Here is a 19,629-nt window from a genome sequence, read left to right as displayed (position 1 = left end):
AACAATGTCTCCCATTTGATAGTGTCTCACGAAATTGCTCTCGCGATACGACGCAGCGACACGTCATCGACGATGCAAGCCGGTGGATCGCCGCTCAAGCATCGGTCGTGAAGCGGATGTCAATTCCCCTCGTATGTAACCGCTTTGATCTGACCATCCTCGAAGCAATCGAGGCGCTGAAACGATCTCATGCCGTAAAATGTGGAAGGTGAGCGCCCGTGGCGATGTCTTCCGCAAACAAAGTTTTCTTCGCCTATAAGGCGCTCGCTGTCGCACCGGACCTGTCCGCCAATGATCGACGCGTGGCTGGGGCGATTATCGACCACTTCAACAAAAAAACGGGGCAGTGCGATCCGAGCGTTGAACGCCTGGCCGCATTGCTTGAGGTTGATGAAAAGAGTGTCCGTCGGGCGACGACGAGGCTGTGCGAACGCGGGCTGTTTAAGAAGGCAAGCCATGGCGGGAAGTCGCACCGCGCGAGCTACCTTCCGTGCTGGATGAATTTTCAACAGATCGTGGACGACTGGGAGCTACGCATGCGGTCGCGAAGGCGGGGCGACGTCGACCGAGACAACCGGGCAGAAATGTCCAGTTCAACAGGGCACGAATGTCCGGTTGAACCGGACAAAAATGCCCTACAAACCCGTAGAACTAACCCTTCGAATGAACCCTTCTTAGTCACGGATGGCGCCCGTGGAAACGTTGCGAAGTCATGGCCGCAAAGGGCGGATGAGCAGAGGGCAGCCAGTCAGCCGGAGCGCGGTGATGGGCATCGTAGCGGATCGGGTTGGCATATCGATCAATTGAAACAATTTCGGCCGGTACCACGCCACCAAATATCACACAGCCAAGCGGCGGACGCCGCAGCAGAGCGGCGCTGGTATGCGGACCTGCATGCACTGGGCCGTGAGCTAGAGGCCGACGCGATTGAACGGCTCACCCAGGAAATTATGACTGCGGTAACGGCTGCCGAGCGTCATCAGCGAGGCGCTGGCATTCGTGTCATCCATGAGGCGCTTTGGAAGCGGCCGGGCGCCAGACTATCTTGAATTGTACGCCGCCTCGGGTGGCGCGGGTCCTTCCCGGCCAAAACTTGAAAGCGGGGACGGCGGTAGCGCAGGCCAAGAGACTATTTTTGCACCGTAGGCACTGCGCTTCTTCATAATGGTGCGCCTTGTTGTTCTTCTTGGAGCAAAGCCATGAACGAACTGAGCGAAGCCGAAATTGAACACCTGATCGAACGTTTCCCGCTACCCGACGACCGGGCTGATGCCATCCTCGGGCTAGGCGACACGGCCCTCGCTTTGGGCGTTTCCCTGCCGACCATGCAGCGATATCTCAAGATCGGTCTGCCGGCGATCAAGCGGGGTGGCATGGGCCGGTTGTGGCGGATTAGGCTCGCGGCCGCATGGGCCTGGCGGCAGGCGCTGATGGCCGAGGATGCCCAACGCAAATCCAGACGTAAACAGGCAAGATCGGCCCTGGCATGTCAACGCCGCTAGACGACTTCATCGACCTGGCGGAGCACCTCGACGGGGTGTCGAAGCCTTGGGCGGGCCGAATGGCAATTCGCGTAAACCGCTTCCTTTCGGGCGAAACGGATGATGTCGCCGCAGCGCTCGATCTCAAAGTGGCACGCGGAAAGCGCTGGCGCGGGGCATCGGTGTTTGCTGCACGCGACACCGCCATTCGGGAAGCCGCCGAGACGTTCTTTCCCGCCATGAAACCGACGCAACAGGCCAAAGAGCTGGCGGCAGCGCTTCTACGCTATCAAGCTTCCGCCTGGCACATCGATCAGCAGAAACAAAACTGTCCCTACGAACCCGGCGACCTGCGTGCGGCGCTCTGGGTCATCTTGACCCGCGTCGATTATGCGGTTGCGGCCCGGCGGATCAGGAAAATTTTGGCCACGAGATAGGCTTTTCGTGGCCAAGCTTTCGGACAATCCTCAAGTCAACCGAATTGAGGCAGGCATGTCAAAACTGATCGTAGACGGCGAACTGATGCTTTACGGGCCGGTTGGCTTCACCGATTTCTGGGATGAAAGCGGCTTCACCAGCTCGCAGGTGATCGAGGCTTTGAGCGCGCTTTCCGGCGACGTCGTCGTGCGTCTCAACTCCGGCGGCGGCATCGCCATGGAAGGCTCCGCGATCCACAATGCTCTCAAGCGCCACGACGGCAAGGTAATCGTGAAAATCGATGCGATCGCCGCCTCGGCAGCTTCGTTGATAGCCATGGCTGGCGACGAAATCGAAATGCCGCTCGGCACCCTGTTGATGATCCATGAGCCGTCCGGAATGACCCTCGGACCGGCTGACGATCACCGGCGCACCGCCGGCGTTCTCGACACGATGACGGGTGTGTTTGCGCAAGTCTATGCCGAGCGCACTGGTCTTTCCGAAAAGGAAATCCGGCAGATGATGAAGGATGAAACCTGGATGGCGCCGCAGGAGGCGCTGGCCAATGGCTTCGCTACCTCGGTTTCCGAGCATGCACCGACCGCGCCGACGGCCGATGCGGCGTTTGACTATCGGACATACGCGAAAGCGCCGGATCGTCTGAAGAGGTTGGCAGGAGAGCGGAAGGCAATGGGTCTTCCCATGGTGGCGGTTGCGGCCGCTCCGCACAAACGAAAGGAAGTGGTCATGACCGAACCGAACCTGGCTGCGGCCGACGACCAGGCGGCCGCCAAGATGCAGGACGTCAACAGCCGCATCTATCAGCTCTGCACCATTGCGAAGATGACGCTGGTGGAGGCAAACGAAATCGTGCTCAACGCGAAGGGTGATTTCGCCAAAGCACAGACGATGGTTATCAACGCGCTCGCCGACAAAGAGCCGGGCGGCGGTCGGGTGTCACCGTTGGTTTTGGACGGCAGCTACGGCTCGATGATGGTCGCCCGCGATATCGAGGACGCGCTTTATGCCCGGATCGCTAGCAAGCCTGCCCAGGGCCGCGCCTCAGAATGGCAGGGCCGCAGCCTGCTCGAAATGGGGGCGGCTCTGCTGGAGGCGCGCGGCGAGCGGGTGATTTCGCGAAATCGCGATCGGCTTGCGACGCAGATCATGAGCAGCGGGTCGACACACAGCACGTCGGACTTTCCTTTTGTCACGGGCAACGCCGCGAACCGCTTCATGCTCGATGCCTATCGCGCCGCCGAGACGCCGCTGAAGCAATTGGCACGTGTCCGCAACGCCGCCAATTTTAAGGCCATGACCATCGGCCGCATGTCGGAAATGCCGAGGCTCGAAGAGGTGCTTGAAGGCGCCGAAATCACCTACGGCTCGCGTTCGGAGGCGAAAGAAACCTACCGCGTCAAGCCATATGCGAAAATGTTCGGCATCTCGCGGGAAGCGCTGATCAATGATGATCTCGACGCCTTCTCCGATACGCTCCGGGCGTTCGGCCAAGCCGCCGCTCAAACGGAGGCGGATTTGATTGCCGATCTTCTGCTCGACAATGCCGGCCTCGGGCCGCTGCTCGACGACGGTGTTACGCTCTTCGCAAATGCACGTGGAAACAAAGCGGTTACGCCATCCGAGCTGACGATCAGTAGCGTCAGCGCAGGCCGTAAGGCACTGCGCGACCAGAAGGGGCTCGACAACGAAACGCCGCTTTCGCTGAAGCCGCAGTTCCTCATCGTCGGCACTGACAACGAAACGGCCGGCGAGCAGATTATCGCCGCGATCACGCCCTCGGCAACCGAAGAGGTGAACCCCTTCTCCGGGAAACTCTCGCTTCTGGTCGAACCTCGCCTTGAGGATGCCGCCTGGCGGCTCTTCGCATCGCCCGACCAGGCGCCGATCCTTGAGATTGCCTACCTTAACGGTGTCCAGCAGCCGAAACTGGAAACGCGCGAAGGCTGGAACACGCTCGGAACCGAATTCCGGGCGATCCTAGATTTTGGCTGCGGCATTACAGGCTGGCGCGGCGCTTATCTCAATGAGGGCGAATAAAGATTCGTCGGCGATCGCCGACGAAAGACCCCTCGCGCCTAAGCGAAAATCGCGAACTGCTCCTGTGGAAATCTAGAAAATAGAAGATGACTTTTATCAGCCACCTCTTGCGCGAATCAGCGGTTCTAAAGCCAGATTATGGTGTGATGGTTCACCACAACCATCACACCAACTCAAACCTAACCACAGGACGGCTAGGCATGATGACAAGTCAGACTTTTAACCCTCCCGCAAAAGTCGTCAAGCCGTCCTTTGTCTCATCAAAGGACATTTTCGCATGGTTACAAAAGTAGTCTGGTCCGGAAAATCAGGCGTGCAATATACGTTTGAAGTTTACCCGGTTGGCCAGCAATTCAACCCCGTCTCAGCGGTCTATATCTTTTGCAAACTTGTCGGCGTCGGGCTTTACGAAGCCCTCTATGTCGGCGAGGCGCAATCCCTCGTAGATCGCATCAATACCGGGCTTATGAATCACGACGGGTATAAACGCGCAAGCCGATTGGGCGCGAACTTTGTCGGGGTCATGGCTGCTAACGGCGATGCCTATCGCTTGAGCGTTGAGACTGATCTTCGTCATGGGCTTGATCCTGTTTGCAATCGTCAGCGGGTTCCAAGCTCAAACTCGCTGCTTGGGTCTTTTGTTGCGGAGAACCCGTTGCTAAGGCGTTAAGTACTGCCAGGTTCTCTTCTCTTCACCCTTCCCGAGTTTCGCTTGGGAGGGGTTCTGTGTTTCGTAGTATCAATGGCTGCCAGCAGAATGTTTCCAACTCCTGGTCAGCGATTTCAGCCTTTTAGGGCGGCCAAGCGCCAACGGATATAATTGCGGCGCCGTGCCATTAGAGGAGCAAGATGATTCGCGTTTTTAAGGCTTCTTCGAGATCACGGGAGGTCGTCGAGCTGGATAGACACGCTATCAGGCAGAACTATAGTAGCGGTCGGCAAACAAATATAATGTTCGACACTAACATACTGATCACAATCGAAGGGGCCTATCATAAGGACCACCGGCATAAAACGCTAAAGGATTCTGGCGTCTTAGAACTGGCAAAGTTAATTAATAGAAATGCGAAATACGGTGTATTTATCTCTCCTGCAGCGGCCTATCAAGAACTGCCACCATCGCGCAGAAGCGCCGTCGAAGCCGCGTTCGAAATATTCCTGAAGGACTATTTGCCAGGGTTCCGCGATGATCCCAACTCGGCAAAGGTTTCTCTTGGAGGCGGAAGCGTAGACTATGAGTCGTTTAGAGATTTATCACTAGATCGTCAAAAAGTGATTTCGTGTTCCTATGCATCGTTGCTGGCGATGAATGCCGTTAACCTCATAGACGGGTTAGATGGGATTGAAAAATTTGTTCTATACTTTGATTACTGCGCAGAAATTCTCGACCTCGTCAGCCTGAAAGAACTTACAATAGCCAGGTATATGTTTGCACCGGAGACTGGTATTACTGAAGAACTCAGGAGGCGAAAAGTAGCAGCTACAAAAAATTTTCTTAAGTTAAAGAAGGGTGGCCGCAAAGGCTTAACGCCACCGGAGGTCATAAAGCGTATAGCCCTGAATGGAGCTAATGACCTAAAACTCATTTCCGCTGCGGATATCGTGAATAACTCGCGGGAGCGCTTCAGTTTCGGCGAGATCGAGCACGACGTTTGGATCGCGACAGGCGATGATAAGTTATATGAGTTTTGCTGCGCCTGCCCGGGCTTTATAGGCGCGGAAATTGGCGGCCCACTGGCTAGGTTTGTCGACGCGCATGAAAATATAACGGGGACTAATTACTGGCGCGATTCTATGGAAATTCAGGCGCGCAGACTGCAAGAACGGTATTCGAAAGTATTTATCCAAAAAAAGATGGACTCAATTGTAAATGCTGCGTTAAAAATCGAAGCTATGTTGGATAACGATGAAGCAACTGAGTATCTCAAATTGAGGTCTTGGAGATTACCGCGTGTGCCTCCTGCCGACGATCATGATCGTCCTTAACTGCCGGGATTGCTCGGCGAACTTTCGGCTTGTTGGAGATTACGATCAGGACAAAACTTGAAGGTGTAGCCCAAGCTGATAGGAGTTACTACATAGACTCATGGATTGTGATTCGAGGATCACGTGCAGGCCGCTAGGTGACAGAAAATGAGGGCGCGTCTCGGCGTGTAAAACCTGCCTTGAATGCCCACTTCGAACCGACAGCAGCGGATCGGCCGCCCCGGAAGCGTGATTAGCGAACATCGCCTTGGTGATCGAGGGACGGCATGGCTCGGCATCATGTTTACGAAATCGTCGAAGAACATGTTTGCGGGCATATCGCAGCGCGACATTCTTGTCTCCAATGAAGGATCAGAATACAACCATCCGCTGAAGCGGTAGCATCAAAGGGGGAATCAGTGGCAGACGAGAATACAGGAGACGGATTTCTCAGTTATACCGCATCACTGATCACACAAGGGAACCACCGCTTCTACAGCTTAACGATACCCTCTGATGTGCTTGCAAGAACCTGTTTCGTCGTGGATCGGGACGAAGACCCCATTGCCGGATTTCAGCGTCTTCTGGATAAGGATCGAGCACAGCAAATTGCCGACTACATTGATGCTGGATTCGGCACCATTCCAACCTCCGTGGTGCTATCTGGACAGAGTATTTCGGAATTCACCTACGACCGCCGTAAGAGAACGGTCCGTTTCCGAGACATTCCGAAATCCTTCCTCGTTCTCGATGGTCAGCATCGTATCTACGGCTTCCATTTGGCCAAATCCGAACTCCGCGTCCCCGTAGTCGTCTACAACGAGCTTTCGCGAGTGGACGAGTCTCGTCTTTTCATCGACATCAACACTAAGCAGAAGCCGGTACCAAACGAACTTCTCCTCGACATCCGGAAACTGGCGGAATACCGGAACGACGTTGAGACCCGGCTCGGGGACATCTTCGACCTATTCGCCACTGAGCCGTCGAGTCCACTTCTCGGTTCAATGTCACCATCGAAACGTAAGAAGGACCATATCTCGCGCGTCACCTTTAACGCAGCCGTGAACCCTATTTTGGGGCTCTTCGGTGAGGCTTCACCATCGGAAATCTACCGTGTCATGGCGGCCTATCTTACAGCCGTCATGGGACATGCAGCCGAGAAAAAGCTGGAAATGGATGCAACGCAGCCCATTGTTTTCCGGGCCATTTTGTCGATTTTTCCAGAGATTGCCCAGCGTGTGCGGGACCGTTTCGGCACCAGGTATTTAGCGGACGACTTCGCGGAGATCGTGTCCGATATGCTGAAGAACGTGAAGCATTCTTCGGTAAAAAATGTGGGCAATAGTGTGAGCGCTTACGCTAAAGTTTTCACAGACGGACTCAAAACAAAATCGATCTTCTAAATGGCACTGACAGTCGTCGAGGCTACCAGATTGATGTGGTGCCCTGGTTTGGCGCAACTGACGGGGCATCCACGGGGGACAATTCATCATTGGCTAATGACAGCAACATACGCACCGGCCGTGGCAGGTAAAACTCTCGTGCTTTCAGGCATCAACAATCAGCGTTTCCTCGAGGCTCTGGGTGCCGACATCAACCGCACCGCCTCGGCGGCCAGCGAGACACTCAATAATATCATTGAGATCAATGAGCTGCCCAAATCGTTGGCCTGGCCATACGTCAAGCTTTACTACGCCGCACTTTTCTATGCGCATACGATGCTGCGCATTTGGGGCAGATCACCGAGTTATTTCCGGACATCAGAGTTGATGTCTTTGAGGAACGTCCTCACAACCTATGCCGTCACTCCGCCCTACAAGATTCAGACGGGCCAATATCTGTTAACTGCTGACATGGATGCATCAGCAGTGAACATGCTGACCGACAACGGTGGTGGTGGTTCGCATGAGTCCGTATGGCGAGAATTGCACCGGGCGCTGTCTGACCTTCAGGTGGCCGTCGCGGGCAGCCGCTATCTCGCCGCCGACAGACAAAGTGTCGGCAACCAATTGACTTCATTTATCGCTCTCATATCTAAAAACGGCCATAACCTGTCGTGGCCCTCTCAGATGAGGAACGACATCCAGTACCGGCAAGCGGAAGGTGTATGGTATCCATATCAGGGCAAGGCAAAGACATCCGCCCTGCAACAGGAAGTCGCGGCAGTTATCGGAGGACAGGTTGGTCTTTCTCAAGTGCTCTCCGTCTCTGGAGGTGACCTTTTCCAATTTCGTTCCGCCTGTGTTGCCGTCGTATGTTTCGTCCGTGGGGTCATTGCCGATATGAGTGCCGTCGGTGGCCCGAAGAGCTTTCTGCGTCATGGCCAGCGTAAGTTTGAGGATGCTCTGCCAACTAAAGCCTGATCTTCAGACTGCCGAGTTGACCTGCTTCGCCCCTTCGGCGGAAAGCTGCTGTTGCTGGCTGATTATGTCGGATCAGGCCTGCGCCGAATTCAACGAACACATCGTGCTGGAACTGCGCGAAACTCTCGACAAGCTGTAGGCGAAGAAGGCGCCCCTCGAATATCCGGCGGTCGTAAAGTCATCGTCTGCGTTGAGTCGAACGCTTGTGATTATCGAATTGCCGCCTCGACGCCATGACGGCAAAGCTGCCGCAGTCTTCGTGAGAAGGGTTGCGCGAAGCCTGAGGAGGACGCTGCGATTTGTCAGGTCGTAGCCTGACGCTCCGTCTCACGCTGAGCAAGAATCGATGGACCTAAGACTGCCCAGCCCTTCTCCTCCTCCAAGAGCAATCGCCCCGCATAATCTAATTTAAAATGGCCGACCCCATTGGGTTCGTGAGATACGGATACTTCTGAGGTGCCGCCTTGGCCATTGCGGATGGCGATAAGGTCCTGACGGCCATGCAACCAGAACTCGACCTCATCTCCCATAAATTCGATTTTGGTCACCAGCGGATGCCCTGCTAGGACTTCTTTTGCAACCATGGACGCGTTGGGAAGCGTCTTAAATTTCGTGCGCACTCGTTCCAGCAGAGTGGCGGTGCTGTCGATCTTGGTAAGAGCTTCAGTTAGCAAGGACCTGACCACCTCGACTTCAGAGGCGAAGCCTCCCATTTGCTGATACTGCGCGATCCTTTCGACAAGATCCCTCGGCAGTACATAAACTCGCCTCTGCTGGTCCTCTGGCTTCTTCGCCATGCAAAATCTCCGCTTCTTCAAACCACAGTCTAATGTTAATCACTGTTGACATTCAAATGTCAACAATCGTGCGCAAAACTGTTATAACCGTATTGACAACGGTAGGCCCAGCATCCAATCATGTCAAACACGTCTTGAAGGATCCGTGAGCGGCAGAAATACCGCCGGACTTGCAGAGCGTCGAACTTTGCGCTCAGCATCACCAAATCGAGAGGCCGCGTGATGACGGAGAAGGAATATTTTTCCCTATTGAGCGACGAGGAGATCTTCGAGAGGTGCACTGCGATCTCGGAAGAGCTGACTCAGGGCAAAAAGATCGAGCTCGACCATCTCTGCGCTCGCCTCGGAATCTCAGTCGAAACGGCGCTCGCATTGGCCACTGAGCATGCGAGTCGACTGCATGGCAGGCCGATGACCTTCAAGATAGAGCGGAGGCACTAAGTTGGCTGGCGCCGGTCCTAGAGAGTTGAGCATTCCTCGCTTCGCTCTTCGGCGGCAGGAGGCGGCTGCCTCATTGGGCATCTCGGCATCGTTATTCGACAATTGGGTTGATCAAGGCTTCATGCCGAAAGGCACAAAAATCAATGGTGTAGTGCTGTGGGATACGGAACAAATACGTGCAGCATGGCAAGGCTTGGTCGAGAGCGGTGCCGCCAACTCCCAAGACGATAACAATCCGTTTGATGGAGTGATCGCGTGATCAAGACCCGGCTCCGCTATTGCGTTTATGATCCGGATCCTCGGGGAAACCCGCGCTATTACGTGCGCAAGAATGGCTACAAAAAAGTCCGTATCTTTGAAAAGTTTGATGACGGTAGGGGTAACATCACTGAAGCGTTTATGAAGGCTTATTGGGCAGCGCTCGCAGCGATGGATGGTGGTGCTGCCCCGTCGAAAAAGGAGGTGCCGCGGGAGGATACCTTCGACTGGCTTGTCGATCAGTATTATCGGTCCAATGCGTTCAAGCGCTTGGAAGTGACGACGCAGAGCGATAAGCGCAGCGTGCTGGCGCGCTTCTGCATGACGGCAGGGCCACTGCCTTATAAAAAATTTCGGCAACAGGATGTGGCAAACAGCCAGCTCAAACGGAAGGAAACGCCAGGGGCGGCCGATAAGCTGGTGAAGGTTCTAAGGGCTCTCTTCAATTGGGCTATGAAGCAAGACCCGCCGCTGATTTCCGCTAATCCGGCGACAGGAATAAAAAAACTGAACGCAGCGTCTGAAGGCTTTCACACGTGGACGCCGGATGAGATCGACACCTATCGCGCGTACCACCCAATAGGCACGACTGCACGTCTTGCTTTGGAAATTATGATCAACGTTGGCGCCCGTATATCTGACGCAGCATATATCGGGCGGCAGCACGAAAGCGGTGGTGAGCTTCGATTCACCGCCCGTAAAAATCGGAACAGGAAGCCCACAGTAATCGAAGTGCCGATGATGCCAGATTTAGTCGATGCGCTGAGACATACTAAGACTGGTGACTTCAATTATCTGGTGACGGAGCACGGCCGCCCGTTCACAGTCAACGGATTAGGAAACCGCATGCGGGAATGGTGCGACGCTGCGGGTTTGCCGCAGTGCTCCGCCCATGGGCTGCGGAAAGCGGCCGCTGTCATCTTCGCGGAGAGCGGCGCCAGCGCTCCGGAGATGTGCGCTGTGTTCGGCTGGTCGAAGTTGGAAACCGCCGAGACCTACATCCGCAATGCTCAAAAACGAAAGATGGCGAGCAACGCTTTTGCCCGTCTGGCTGATTACCGGAACCCCAAAAGTGTCTCATTTTCACGCGCGGAAAATGAGAGTGAGACAAATCGAGGAGAAAAACATGGAAAATCAATGGCAAAGAACAAGAATGGTGGGCCCGGAGGGACTCGAACCCCCAACCAAGCGGTTATGAGCCGCCGGCTCTAACCATTGAGCTACAGGCCCTGACGCCGGCAGTGGGCGCCGTGGTGTCGAAGATCGGCACCTGGATGCTAGGGCAATGGTTCCCGCAGCATCGGTTCGCTCTAGCCCAAATTGCAGGGAGCCACAAGCGGGCAGCACAACATCTGTGGATGATGCGTTTTTCCTGGGCAAAAGGACTGGAACCTTCGCATGGCGGAAAGACTTATTCGAATCAGATTCCGCAGGAAAAGGGCGAATGCAGATGGTGGCTTCGAACAGTGCCGTGGTGCTCATCGTGGAGGATGAGCCGCTGATCCGGTTCAATATCCTCGATGTGCTGGAGGATGTCGGCCATGTGGCGCTGGAGGCGGCGAGTGCGGATGAGGCGCTGGTGGTGCTGAAGGGCCGGCAGGATGTCGATATTCTGTTCACCGACGTCAACATGGCGGGCTCGATGGATGGCATCCAGCTTGCCAGGCGGGTGAGGGCGATGCGGCCGAATATCGGCATCATCATCACCTCGGGCATGGTGCGGCTCGATCCGCTGGCGCTGCCCGCCAATGCCGCCTTCCTGCCCAAGCCTTATCTGCACGACACGCTGATTACGACGATCGATTCACTGATGGCTTGATGTGTCCCTGACGCGTTGGCGACCCGAGGTGAGTGGGGCGCGCAGCCGCAAAACGGGGACAAGTTTTGCGGCCGCGCGCGAGGCGCCGGGAGGCGTGCCCCTCTTCAGGTGCGGCGGAGGGGACCGCACCCTCAGCCGAAGCTGCTCTTCAGCGCCTCATTCTCATGCTGAGCCTTCTTTTCGTAGATCGTGAACAGCGCCATCGAAAGCAGATAGGAGAGGAAGGGATCCCCTATCTGCGTGGCGATGTCGCGGGATGCGAGGACATGGCGCTCCAGGGCGGAGATGTCTTTCGGTGTTGCGGTTTCAACGAGGCGTTTCATGCTGCCATCTCCAGGAATTGCGTCACGACCGAGCGGGCCGGAACATGTCTGACATAAAGGGGTTGGGTCAGGCCGAGGGCGGCGCGCATCTTGCGCAGCACGCGGTCAGACACTTCGAAGGCGCCGCAGCAGACGGGATACTTGCCGTAGCCGTCGGCGCGGCCGAGTTCTTCCACTTCGGCACCTGCGCGTTTGTAGACGCGCTTGAGATAGGGTTCGTAGTTGGAAATCATCGTATGGATGCCGTGGTCGAGCGCGCATTCGCACAGCGCCAACAGCATCATCGAGAAGGCGCGGCCGGCATCGATGTTGGGGAAATCCCTGGCGATCGCCTCCTCGTCGATGCACATGCGCGTGCCTTCCCAGATGCCCGGGGCGACGAGATCGGCGGCAGCCGGAAAGGTCTCACGGAAGACGTCGTAGAGAAGCGTCGGACCGGTCGTCGGCATCAGGCGCATGCCGCCATAAAGGCGCGTGCGACTATCGTTGCACCAGACGAGGTAGGCCGGAGAAAGCGCATCGTAGCTGTCGCGTTCGTAGGGGCCGATGACGGGAACATCCCAGCCGAGCTGATCGGCGAAGACCTTCTTGCGCAGGCGGAACATCTGGTCGAGTACGGCGGCGTGTTTCTGATACTCATGTGCCTGAATGATAACGAACATTTTGCCCTCCAGCGTTTGCAGTCCGTGGAGAGCAGAATGGTTCAGGCGGGCCGGATCGGAAATTCCCTCAGATGGGCCCCCTCAGATGGGGGGATTAGCCCAAAAGTATGAGGATTGCGTCACGACAGGCGAAGACGAGGTGCGGCCGGGAAGGATCGCGATCCTCCGGCTTTTGAATCGGCACGTCATATTTTCGGAAAATCGATTGCGATTCTCAGGGATTGATGATGCGCAGCTGCACCGCCCGCGAAGCGGCCGCCGAAATCGTGGCGCAGCCGAGCTTGAAGCGTGCCGTTTTCAGGTAATCGCGCGTCGTGTGCTCCGATATTCCCAATATCACCGAGATATCCTTGTAATCCTTGCCGAGCGCCGTCCAGTGCAGGCACTCGATCTCGCGCGGTGATAAGGTCGGCACCGGATCATTCTCGCCATGCAGTTCATAGACGGCCTTGCGGTGGATCAGATGGGCGATCTCGATCCATTCGTTGCGGCAGCGGCGCACAAGCTCGGACCATTCGTCGGCCGGGATGCGGGCGTTCAGCGACAAGAGCGCGCGGCGCTGCGCCTTGTCGGCGACGGGAATGGAATAGCCGTTGCCGCCGATGCCGTGCTTCTGGGCGTCGACCAGCATGGCATAGGCTTCGGGCGTCGGCTCGACCTCGCTCCAGTCGAAGGGCAGCTGGCGCTCGAAGCCCTGCTTGACGATCGGATCGACTTTCACATAGCTGTTCAACAGGTAGCGGGAGACCCAGGCATCCGGATAGGTGGTGCGCACGAAGGGGGAATCGATCTTGCTCGCGATCGTCTGGGCGAGATGGTAGGTAACGAAATCGAGGCCATATTCCGCCTGGAGAATACGGATGGCGGCATCCACATTGGTTGCAGCCTTGATCTGTTCGAAAGCAGGTTCGAACTTGTCGCTGTAGCTATTCTCGATCATTTCCATTGTCCCAGTTCCCTCAATCCTACCGTGAGGACCGTCATAAATACAAGGCATCCCCACATATGCGGGGAATGACAATTCGGCCGCCGCCTGCTAGCGCCTTCATGAGGAGACCTCATATGGACAGCAAGAGACCGTTCGAGATTGCCGAATGCCGACAGGCCGCCAAAGGCCTGAAATCCAGCTGGCAGGACATGGCAGGTTCCGAAGCGTTGATCCGCGCCCTTGTTGCCGAACGCAACGGCGACACCCCGCTGGCGCTGTTCTGGACCGAGGTCCACCGGGCGCTTTGCCAGGAAAATAACGCTTTCTGACATGGCCCGCCCCGGCGGGCGGTGTGAGGCTTTCCCCGACGTGAGTGGCCCGGCCGGGCATCAATCAGCGCCGCGGCCGGATGGAATCACGCTTCGCGCACGCGCACTTTTTCATCCCTGTTCCGTTTCCGATTTTGCGAGGGGAGTGTCGAGCGGCAATGTCGGGGGCGGGTGAAAGAAGAACCGGTATTCCATGGATTTGTGCCAATATGCTTGACGAAGTGTTTCAAGCGGAACAGCGGCGTTCGGGGAAGGGGGGTGGACTGTGCCATTATCGACGCTCCCCCGTCTTCGGCGCGTCGCTCCATTCTGCGGTGAGGTAAGCCGCGCTCTCTCTCCACTATCGGTGAGGCGAGCCACACCTTCTCTCCGCCCTCATCTTTGTGCGCCCGTAGGGCCTCGAGGGACGAGGCCGGCATCCGGCATCCGGGATGCGGTGGCAATTCCATGGCGCCGTGCAGAGTCTCGCGGTCGGTCGCCGTTGAAGTCGGATCAACCGGCCTTGGCCGGCGGGGTGAGCCAGCCGTCGCGCGGCAGTTCCGGTCGTTGCGGCTTCGGGCGGAACTTCACCAGGACCTCGCGTCCATCGACGGAGGCCTGCGTGCGTTCCAGCGCGTCCCGCTCGGCGACTGCCTGGCGCCAATGTTCGCCGTCCCGGCCGTCAGGGCGGCCCTGTTCTTCCCAGATCGCATAGGCCCGTTTGCTGATCCACTCATGGCGTCTGTCGCTCATCAATCGATTCCCCTGAAAGGCGTTATTCGGCAATTCTGTCCGGCAGAACGGGCGCGCGGCGCTTGGCTGCCATCAGCAAATCGAGTTCGATCGAGGAAGGCCCGAAGCGGGTAAACAGGCTCTCGGCCTGGTCGCTGCGCAGGCCATATTTGGAGGCGAATTCGTCAAGGCTGTAAGGACGGCCGCGCAGGACTTTGGACCGCCGCTCCGGTTCACGGATCTGCGTCATTGGTGGTAACCCCATCTGCTTTTACGAAGTGCGCGAACAAAACAGATTACAGCCGCAAAAGTTCCGTGATTTCAGGGTTTTTTCCGCCTCCCGCGCCATTCCCACGCGGCTGGCATGGATTTTCAAGAATCCGGCTCGCTGAGAAAATTTCGCCTAAAACATGCAGGAATTTCATACATTTAGGAAAACGGGTGCCGCCTCGGTCGAGAAATGGGCTTTATTCACGGAATGTTACTCTATAGAATCAATCGTGTTATTCGGTCTGCAGGGGCAAAAAACGCTGTGTTCCCCGCGTTCATGCCGACCGATCCAGGAGGATTTTGGCTTAATCCATCGAGAGGAGACAGACATGATGAATGCCCTGCCGCCACTTCATAACGGCCACGCGCCGTTTACCCTCCAGCAGCTGTTTCGCGAAGCACTTTACGCTTTCGAGGAATGGGACAGCGAATTGACCGAACCGATCGTGACCCATGAAGGAAGGGTCCTCCCGATCAGCTTCGTTTTCGAAGCCATGCGCGAATGCACCGATATTGTGCCGATGAATATCGTCGGCGCCGTCACCGAGCGGCTGACCAAGCCGTGGGAGGGCGAAGGTCCGCTCGACCAGATGACCTTCTCGACGGCGGCACGCGTCATGCGCGTGCTGGTGCGCAAACGCCTGCTTGCCAACGGCACAGCGGACCTCGTCGCCGTCTCGGCGCATGTGGCCGAGGACCAGAACCGCGACTGACGCGAAGGGGATCGCGGCCAACAGATGTTGAGCTGCGATCCTTTTCCGCTTCGTCGGAACCTCCCCCAATTCCAGCCGTTTACTGCATGATCCCAGTTCCTACCGGATTTGGGCATTATTCAGGTATTCAGCGCGTTACAGCGTTCTTGCGCGTCTTGAAATACGCGGCCGCTGCAATGGCGCAGTTACAGCCCGCGAGATGCGGGCGAGGAATAGCACCATGCTGAGATCCATCGTTCATGAAATCATCGGCACACCGCGACGTGAGCCGGAACTTCCACAATCGCTCGAGCGGTTTCGAGACAGCAAACGGGTGCTGATCATCTTCGCCGATGCGCAGGACGACCGCCCAGCAATCCAGGACGAATGGCTCCGGAACGCACAGATGCGCCTCATCGAGGAAGACGTCGAAGTGTTCATCATCGCTGGCGGCGGCGCTTTCTCGCTGTTCGATGATGGCTGGGAACTTGATGCGGACGATATTCGCGAGCGGCTGCAGGGGCCGCCTTACAGCGAGTTCGGGCTGATCCTGATCGGGCGTGACGGCACGGTGAAGCTGCGCTCCAGCGAGCCGCGCACGGCGGAAGAAATTTTCGCCGCGCTGGACAAGCTGCCGAAGAAGGCGTCGTAATAGCTGCGGGCGACGTGCGCTCACCCCGTTCAGAGTTCGAAGGCTTCCTTAAGGCCGAGGCTCTTGCGTTCGCGCAGGTCGAGGTCGGCCTCGATATGGGCGATGTGATACAACATCAGCTGGCAGGCGCGGTCGAGTTCGTTGCCTTCGATCGCAGAGATGATGTCGCCATGTTCGGAATGACCGCAGCTGGAAGCGGTCGACTGGCCGTAGAGCGCGATCACAAGCGATGAGCGGGCGACGAGCTCCTCCATGAAGCGCTGCATGATCGCATTGCCCGAAAGTTCCGCCAGCATCAGATGGAAATCGCCGGATGCCTTGATCTCGGCGCGCCTCGCCGTTTGACCGCGCTCGCTCATCAGGCGGCCCTCTTCCTGCAGCAGCTCTCGCAGATTCCTGATGTCATCGGCCGTGATCCGCGCCGCCGCCTCGCGCAATATGCCAGGCTCGACGAGGCGCCGGGCGGAAAAGATCTGGCGGGCCTCATCAGGGGAGGGATAGGCGACGAAGGCGCCGCGGTTCTTCTCGACGCTGACGAGACCCTCATAGGAAAGCGCCTGGAGCGCTGCGCGGGCAAGTGTGCGGCTGACGTTGAAAAGATTGCCCACATCGCTTTCGGAAAGCTTGGTGCCGGGGGAAAGCCTGCGCTCGACGATTGCCTCGCGAATGGCGTCGCGGATCTGGTGCGCGCCGGTTTCGGCGACTTCTTCGGCCTGCATGGCCTTGGCGGCGGATTTCATGAAAACTATTCCCTGATGGCGGGCAAACCATACCCGGCTTCGCGGCAAAAGTTAAACGGAATTTGTCATCGAAATACCGGCGGAATTGTATACGATCTTCTGCGTAAATTGCAGACAATAGCCTAAATCCTGTGCAGGCGATGTGATGCCCATAAACTACGCCTGCACGGCGTCGTGTGTTAAAATCCTTTCTTGTTAGGGGCTTAGCTGAAGTTGAGGCGATTGGCACGGCAGATGCATCATCTTTCCCGAACAGGGGAAGGCACGATGTCGAAAGCGGCAGAGATTGATATAGTATCCGTTTCGAAGGTCTACGGAACGATGACGGCCGTGCACGGGATCAGCCTGAAGATTCCGGCTGGTTCCTATTGCTGCTTCCTCGGCCCGTCGGGCTGCGGCAAGACCTCGACGCTGCGCATGATCGCCGGCCATGAAAGCATTTCTTCAGGCGACATCAGGCTCGGCAAAACGGTCGTCACCGATCTTCCGCCAGCCAGGCGCGGCACGGCGATGATGTTCCAGTCCTACGCGCTCTTCCCGCACCTCGACCTGGTGGACAATGTCGCCTTCAGCCTGAAGATGAAGGGCGTCGACAAGGCGGAGCGGCGGGCCAAAGCACTGGAGATGCTGAAGCTGATGCAGATGGAGCCCTACGCCAACAGGCGTCCGGCCCAGCTTTCCGGCGGCCAGCAGCAGCGCGTTGCGCTGGCCCGCGCCTTGATTACCGATCCGGAGGCGCTGCTGCTCGACGAGCCGCTGTCGGCGCTTGATCCGTTCCTGAAGATCCGCATGCGCGCAGAGCTCAAGAAGCTGCAGAAGTCCCTCGGCATCACCTTCGTTCACGTCACCCACAGCCAGGAAGAGGCGATGGCGCTCGCCGACGTCATCGTCATCATGAATGACGGCCGGATCGAGCAGGCGGCGGCACCCCGTGAGGTTTTCGAGAAGCCGGCAACCGCGTTCGTCGCGCGGTTCATGGGCGATCACAACGTCTTGTCCGGCCGGGTAACGTCGAGCGCGGACGGCATGCTCGTCATGACCGTGCCGGAGGGGCAGAGCTTTTCCGTGCGCGGGACGGGCAGGGAAGTTGGTGGGCCGGTCGATATCGGCATCCGCACCGACCGCGTCCGCCTGCAGGTGGCGACCGAGTGGACGCTCGGCTTCAACGGCATCGTCTCCAACGTCGAATATCGCGGCTCCTCGGTGAAGATCACCGTTGTCGGCGCCGGCAGCGACGACTTCACCGTCATATCAGACGATAGCGATTATTTCGCTCGGCCGGTCGCCGTCGGCGAGACCGTCGCGCTCAGCTGGGAACTCGATGACGCCGTGCTTCTCGGCCGCTCCTCCGCATGAACCATCATCAACCAACCTTCCGCATCAACAAAAAGGGGAACTGACATGACGACTGAAACGACATCGACGAAGACTGCGAAGGGCCTATGCCGCCGTACGCTCTTGAAGACGGGTGCTGCCGCCGTTGGCGCCATCGCCGGCTCCGGAGCGATCACCGGCTTTCCCACAATTTGGGCGCAGACGAACATCACGCTTCGCCAGTTCGGCACCGGCGTTTCGAACATCAACGCCATCGCCGAGAAGTGCAAGGCCGACCTCGGCATCACGCTGGAGATGACGGCGACCGATTCCGACGCCGCCGCTCAGCGTGCCGTCACCCAGCCCGACAGCTACGACATCGCCGACATCGAATACTGGATCGCCAAGAAGGTGTTTCCGACAGGCGTGCTGCAGCCGATGGACGTCAAGAAGCTGAAATATTACGACAAGATCGTGCCGCTCTTCATCAACGGCAAGATGAAGCCGGACAGCGTCATCGCCCAGGGCACCGCACCGCACACGGTCGGCTTCGTCGAGGCGCAGGGCGCCAAGAAATTCGCCAAGGAGCCGACGCAGTGGATGACGATGGTTCCCACCATCTACAATGCCGATACGCTCGGCATCCGTCCCGATCTCGTCGGCCGCGACATTACGAGCTGGGCCGACATCATGGATCCGAAGTTCAAGGGCAAGACCTCGATCCTCAACATTCCGTCGATCGGCATCATGGATGCGGCGATGATCATGGAAGCCTTGGGCAACATCAAATATGCCGACAAGGGCAATATGACCAAGGAAGAGATCGACAAGACGATCGAATTCCTCATCAAGGCCAAGGGCGACGGCCAGTTCCGCGCCTTCTGGAAGTCGTTCGACGAGTCGGTCAACCTGATGGCGTCGGGCGAGGTCGTCATCCAGTCGATGTGGTCGCCGGCCGTCGCCGCCGTCCGCTCCAAGGGCATCGCCTGCAAATACCAGCCGCTCAAGGAAGGCTACCGCGCCTGGGGCGGCGGCCTCGGCCTCGCCTCGCACCTCAAGGGCGCACAGCTCGATGCGGCTTACGAATATATCAACTGGTATACGTCGGGCTGGGTCGGCGGTTATCTCAACCGCCAAGGCTACTATTCCGCCTGCATGGAAACCGCCAAGAACTTCATGACGGCAGACGAATGGGGCTATTGGATCGAGGGCAAGCCGGCTCAGGGCGATATCCTCTCTCCCGAAGGCAAAGTCATGGAGAAGGCCGGTGCGGTGCGCGACGGCGGCGCCTTCGAGGCCCGCATGGGTGCGGTCGCCTGCTGGAACTCGGTCATGGACGAAGACCGCTACATGGTCCGCCGCTGGAACGAGTTCATCGCGGCCTGATCGTTGAGGGGCGGAGAAGAATT

General features: G+C 57.5%; 22 protein-coding genes, 1 tRNA gene and 1 pseudogene. 15 read left to right on the top strand and 9 right to left on the bottom strand.

Annotated features, from left to right (window positions below; genetic code table 11):
* Positions 1-224 precede the first annotated feature (224 nt).
* The 4 genes from RHE_RS14990 (at position 225) to RHE_RS31230 (ending at position 3,956) form a co-directional block, all read left to right on the top strand.
* On the top strand, positions 225-1,049 hold the full coding sequence (locus RHE_RS14990) for a helix-turn-helix domain-containing protein (protein ID WP_011426173.1): 825 nt from the start codon (positions 225-227) through the stop codon (positions 1,047-1,049).
* A gap of 150 nt (positions 1,050-1,199) precedes the next feature.
* The gene (locus RHE_RS14985) at positions 1,200-1,502 is read left to right on the top strand and encodes a hypothetical protein (RefSeq protein ID WP_011426172.1); all 303 of its coding nucleotides are present in this window, start codon (positions 1,200-1,202) and stop codon (positions 1,500-1,502) included.
* Positions 1,487-1,918: a hypothetical protein gene (locus tag RHE_RS14980; RefSeq protein ID WP_042118788.1), complete on the top strand. Its 432-nt coding sequence runs from the start codon at positions 1,487-1,489 to the stop codon at positions 1,916-1,918. Before RHE_RS14985 ends, RHE_RS14980 begins: the two co-directional genes overlap by 16 nt.
* Before the next feature lie 55 nt (positions 1,919-1,973).
* Positions 1,974-3,956, top strand: a complete 1,983-nt coding sequence (locus RHE_RS31230) for a head maturation protease, ClpP-related (protein ID WP_166486913.1) — start codon at positions 1,974-1,976, stop codon at positions 3,954-3,956.
* 364 nt (positions 3,957-4,320) lie between these two features.
* On the opposite strand, the gene RHE_RS14965 is transcribed toward RHE_RS31230, so the two are convergent.
* Positions 4,321-4,533 (bottom strand): hypothetical protein, encoded by a 213-nt coding sequence (locus tag RHE_RS14965; RefSeq protein ID WP_042118787.1) that lies wholly within the window; start codon positions 4,531-4,533, stop codon positions 4,321-4,323.
* Between the two features lie 374 nt (positions 4,534-4,907).
* Between RHE_RS14965 and RHE_RS14960 the strand changes: the two genes are divergently transcribed.
* The 3 genes from RHE_RS14960 (at position 4,908) to RHE_RS14945 (ending at position 8,284) form a co-directional block, all read left to right on the top strand.
* A complete protein-coding gene (locus RHE_RS14960) occupies positions 4,908-5,942 on the top strand; it encodes a hypothetical protein (RefSeq protein ID WP_244425743.1) in 1,035 nt (344 codons plus the stop codon).
* Between the two features lie 398 nt (positions 5,943-6,340).
* Complete coding sequence (locus RHE_RS14950) at positions 6,341-7,324, top strand: DGQHR domain-containing protein (protein WP_011426167.1); 984 nt, start codon at positions 6,341-6,343, stop codon at positions 7,322-7,324.
* Positions 7,325-8,284, top strand: a complete 960-nt coding sequence (locus RHE_RS14945; RefSeq protein ID WP_042118783.1) for a hypothetical protein — start codon at positions 7,325-7,327, stop codon at positions 8,282-8,284.
* A 302-nt stretch (positions 8,285-8,586) separates the two neighbouring features.
* Here RHE_RS14945 and RHE_RS31225 read toward each other — a convergent pair whose 3' ends face one another.
* Positions 8,587-9,081 carry a hypothetical protein gene (locus RHE_RS31225; RefSeq protein ID WP_011426165.1) on the bottom strand — a complete coding sequence of 165 codons (495 nt, stop codon included), beginning with the start codon at positions 9,079-9,081 and terminating at the stop codon, positions 8,587-8,589.
* A gap of 442 nt (positions 9,082-9,523) precedes the next feature.
* Between RHE_RS31225 and RHE_RS14930 the strand changes: the two genes are divergently transcribed.
* Together RHE_RS14930 and RHE_RS34985 are read left to right on the top strand one after the other, a co-directional pair.
* Positions 9,524-9,781, top strand: a complete 258-nt coding sequence (locus tag RHE_RS14930) for a helix-turn-helix transcriptional regulator (RefSeq protein ID WP_011426163.1) — start codon at positions 9,524-9,526, stop codon at positions 9,779-9,781.
* Positions 9,782-9,921: 140 nt separating this feature from the next.
* Positions 9,922-10,737: pseudogene (locus tag RHE_RS34985) on the top strand (site-specific integrase); the annotation flags it as partial.
* Between the two features lie 197 nt (positions 10,738-10,934).
* Here the strand turns inward: RHE_RS34985 and RHE_RS14925 are convergent.
* Positions 10,935-11,010, bottom strand: a tRNA-Ile gene (locus RHE_RS14925).
* 220 nt (positions 11,011-11,230) lie between these two features.
* Between RHE_RS14925 and RHE_RS14920 the strand changes: the two genes are divergently transcribed.
* Positions 11,231-11,599, top strand: coding sequence for a response regulator (locus RHE_RS14920; protein WP_042119285.1), 369 nt, complete (start codon positions 11,231-11,233; stop codon positions 11,597-11,599).
* A 131-nt stretch (positions 11,600-11,730) separates the two neighbouring features.
* Here the strand turns inward: RHE_RS14920 and RHE_RS14915 are convergent, their stop codons facing one another.
* The 3 genes from RHE_RS14915 to RHE_RS14905 form a co-directional block, all read right to left on the bottom strand.
* Complete coding sequence (locus RHE_RS14915; RefSeq protein WP_020921840.1) at positions 11,731-11,922, bottom strand: hypothetical protein; 192 nt, start codon at positions 11,920-11,922, stop codon at positions 11,731-11,733.
* On the bottom strand, positions 11,919-12,584 hold the full coding sequence (locus tag RHE_RS14910; RefSeq protein WP_011426160.1) for an acyl-homoserine-lactone synthase: 666 nt from the start codon (positions 12,582-12,584) through the stop codon (positions 11,919-11,921). Before RHE_RS14910 ends, RHE_RS14915 begins: the two co-directional genes overlap by 4 nt.
* Before the next feature lie 214 nt (positions 12,585-12,798).
* A complete protein-coding gene (locus tag RHE_RS14905; RefSeq protein WP_020921838.1) occupies positions 12,799-13,524 on the bottom strand; it encodes a LuxR family transcriptional regulator in 726 nt (241 codons plus the stop codon).
* 122 nt (positions 13,525-13,646) lie between these two features.
* Between RHE_RS14905 and RHE_RS14900 the strand changes: the two genes are divergently transcribed.
* Positions 13,647-13,841: a hypothetical protein gene (locus RHE_RS14900; protein ID WP_020921837.1), complete on the top strand. Its 195-nt coding sequence runs from the start codon at positions 13,647-13,649 to the stop codon at positions 13,839-13,841.
* Positions 13,842-14,333: 492 nt separating this feature from the next.
* Here RHE_RS14900 and RHE_RS14895 read toward each other — a convergent pair whose 3' ends face one another.
* Positions 14,334-14,573, bottom strand: coding sequence for a DUF2934 domain-containing protein (locus tag RHE_RS14895; RefSeq protein WP_011426157.1), 240 nt, complete (start codon positions 14,571-14,573; stop codon positions 14,334-14,336).
* A gap of 22 nt (positions 14,574-14,595) precedes the next feature.
* Positions 14,596-14,802, bottom strand: a complete 207-nt coding sequence (locus tag RHE_RS14890; RefSeq protein ID WP_020921836.1) for a hypothetical protein — start codon at positions 14,800-14,802, stop codon at positions 14,596-14,598.
* Between the two features lie 349 nt (positions 14,803-15,151).
* On the opposite strand from RHE_RS14890, the gene RHE_RS14885 reads away from it, so the two are divergent.
* Entirely contained in the window at positions 15,152-15,535 is a 384-nt protein-coding gene (locus RHE_RS14885) for a BRA0787 family protein (RefSeq protein WP_011426156.1), read from the top strand.
* 220 nt (positions 15,536-15,755) lie between these two features.
* On the top strand, positions 15,756-16,166 hold the full coding sequence (locus RHE_RS14880) for a DUF4174 domain-containing protein (RefSeq protein WP_041678707.1): 411 nt from the start codon (positions 15,756-15,758) through the stop codon (positions 16,164-16,166).
* Positions 16,167-16,195: 29 nt separating this feature from the next.
* Here the strand turns inward: RHE_RS14880 and RHE_RS14875 are convergent, their stop codons facing one another.
* Positions 16,196-16,906: a GntR family transcriptional regulator gene (locus RHE_RS14875; RefSeq protein ID WP_011426154.1), complete on the bottom strand. Its 711-nt coding sequence runs from the start codon at positions 16,904-16,906 to the stop codon at positions 16,196-16,198.
* A 267-nt stretch (positions 16,907-17,173) separates the two neighbouring features.
* On the opposite strand from RHE_RS14875, the gene RHE_RS14870 reads away from it, so the two are divergent.
* Positions 17,174-18,262 carry an ABC transporter ATP-binding protein gene (locus RHE_RS14870; protein ID WP_011426153.1) on the top strand — a complete coding sequence of 363 codons (1,089 nt, stop codon included), beginning with the start codon at positions 17,174-17,176 and terminating at the stop codon, positions 18,260-18,262.
* 45 nt (positions 18,263-18,307) lie between these two features.
* Entirely contained in the window at positions 18,308-19,606 is a 1,299-nt protein-coding gene (locus tag RHE_RS14865; protein ID WP_011426152.1) for an ABC transporter substrate-binding protein, read from the top strand.
* The last annotated feature ends 23 nt before the right edge of the window (positions 19,607-19,629 follow it).

Source organism: Rhizobium etli CFN 42 (assembly GCF_000092045.1).
In the GTDB taxonomy this organism is placed as follows: domain Bacteria; phylum Pseudomonadota; class Alphaproteobacteria; order Rhizobiales; family Rhizobiaceae; genus Rhizobium; species Rhizobium etli.
The sequence above is the reverse complement of the archived record's forward strand: the minus strand, read 5'-3'. Positions and strand labels throughout refer to the sequence as shown.